Origin of the sequence: Thermogutta sp. (assembly GCF_014359955.1) — a bacterium.
GTDB lineage: Bacteria > Planctomycetota > Planctomycetia > Pirellulales > Thermoguttaceae > Thermogutta.
Genome location: NZ_JACIYL010000697.1, coordinates 1 through 2,355, shown reverse-complemented (window position 1 = coordinate 2,355; position 2,355 = coordinate 1). Strand labels below are relative to the sequence as shown.

Genomic DNA, 2,355 nt, shown 5'->3' with positions numbered 1-2,355 from the left:
GATGGCGTGCTTGCTTCTGTTTGCCATCGGGATGGCGCGTCCTCACTGGGGCCAGCCGGGTGTCTCCGGATCGCGCGTCGCAACGCATCTTCTCCTTGTTTTGGATAATTCCCTGAGCATGAACTATCAGGTGCTGGGCCGCTCCCTCTGGGACGAAGCGCGGGACCGGGCTTTGGCCCTCCTCAAGGATTTACCCCCGGAAAGCCGTGTCTCTGTGGTTCCGTTTGTTCGCGCGCCCAACGAGGTCGTACGCTGCGATTTTGGACCGCCGGAAGAAGCAGCGGACGTGATCAGGGGCCTGTTCCCGCTGGATCGTAGCGGAGATCTCCGTGCGGCCCTCGCGGATGTCGCCGATCTCTGTCGCCGCTTTCCCGACCCCCGCCAAAAAAGGATCGTCATTTTGAGCGATTTTCAGCGGTCACAGTCGGCCGGGACCGGACTGGCTCAGGTGGTTCGAGATCTCCCCGCGACACCGGAAATCGTTCTCATTCAACCCGACGTTCCCGAAAACACATGGATCAGCCGCGTGTGGATTCCGGAACGGTATCTCCAGCCGGGCGGCTCGGTGCGGGTTCGCGCATGGGTGCGTCATGAAGGGAGCAAGCCGCGCGAGGGCGTCCTGGTGCGGTTGCTTGTCCGGGGAAATGTCGTGGCGACGCAGCCGGTCGATCTTCAGCCGGGACAGGAGCGGGAGGTCGAATTCCCGCCGTATTCTTTGTCCGTTCTTCCTCAGCAGACGGAATTGAGCTGGCTCGACATCCAGGTCAGTTTGCCCCCCGATCCTCTGGAGGACGATAACTCGGCCACCGTCCTCCTGCCTGTCTTCAAGACATCGCCGATTCTGTTCGTGGATCAATATGGCCGAAACGAGGATCCCGCTGCCGGCCGATATGGAGAAACATTCTTCCTCCGCAAACTCCTGGCAACGTCCTTCGAAGAAGCCGCGTTTGGACTGGTCGGCCAGGCCGTTACTCTGGATGAGCTTTCTCCTTCCCGACTTGCGAACACTCGGGTGCTCGTGGTGGCGGGCGTGCGTGATCCATCTCCCCGGTTGGATTTGCTGGCCGATTTCGTTCGTCAGGGTGGCAACCTGGTGGTGGCGGCAGGTGGGGAATTCGATCCGGTTGCGTGGTCGCGCGCGTGTGGTGCGCCATATGAGATTTTGCCGGGGCGATTGCTACCCAGTTTCTACGGTCGGCTGCCCCTGCCCGGTGTGACCCGACTGGAGCCGTTTCAGCTCGATGTGCGCACCCTTCAGGATCCCTGTTTTCGGATCGAGGAATTTGATGAGTCCGAATTGGCGCGGTTTTACCAGCCGGTCTTCTTCTTCCAAGCCGTGGAGGTGGACCTTGGGCCATCCGCGGTTCAAATGAGCCCTCCGAGCCCAAAGCCAGCCCGAAAGACGACCGCGCAAACCACGTCCTTTGCCCAAACGTCCGGCAACAGCGAACGAAGCTGGTTGATGTGGCGGTGGGACCTGCAACGGGAAAGGATTGTGCCTGAAAAGACTGGGGACAACTCAAGGGTGATGGCTACCAATTCGGCTTCCGCCGGGCCAAACTCTTCTCCAACTGAAGTACAGGTGCTGGCGCGTTACACCAATGGGCTGCCGTTTATGGTGGAACGCCAACTGGGGGAAGGCCGCACGATTTTTATCACCAGCGGACTGTTTCGCGATTGGAACACCATGTGTGCCTCATACGCGGTTGTCGTGTTCGATCGGTTGCTCCGCAGGCTCGTGGACAGCACCTGCCCGCGACGCAATTTGGCCACCTCGGATATGTTCCGTCTCGCGGTGGATGATCCGATGGGCGAGTCGTGGCAACTTGTTGATCCGAAGGGGGAAATGAGCCCGCTTGTTCCCGAGGCTCTCGAAGCCCGTCGCTACGGCGTCGCTCTTCGAGGATTTCCCCGACGGGGGCTGTACCATCTCGTTTGCTATCAGGGATCCTCCGCGGGAAGTCCTGCCGGGAATTCGGAGGGATTTGGCGCGGACACTGCGGCTGACGGAGCGCGACAGGATGGCCGTTCCGCCCCTCCCGTGCTGGGACGACCGGTGGAAGACATTCCCATCGCCGTGGCGGGGCCGGCAGAGGAATCCGTCCCCGACTATCTCCGCGCCGAAGAAATATCGTCGCAGTTGGGGCGATCGCATGTCCTGGTGAACGCCGAAGGTAATGACACTCCGGCAGGTCGGTTCCGCGAGTGGTGGCCGTGGTTCATACTGGCGGCGGCACTTGGGCTGATTTCGGAAATGGGTCTGCTGGCCCGCGCTTCCTGCCACGGGGAGGCCCGGTCGTGAACGTCACCGCGGTATTCTGGCAATTACTGGGAGTTCCTCAGGCTGAACAGGTG

The 2,355-nt window shown here is 61.1% G+C and carries 1 protein-coding gene; it reads left to right on the top strand.

The genetic code is table 11. The features are described from left to right. Nucleotides 1–2,302 (top strand): VWA domain-containing protein (locus H5U08_RS15975; RefSeq protein WP_297035305.1); only part of this gene is annotated, 2,302 nt, incomplete at its 5' end. Nucleotides 2,303–2,355: the final 53 nt, after the last annotated feature.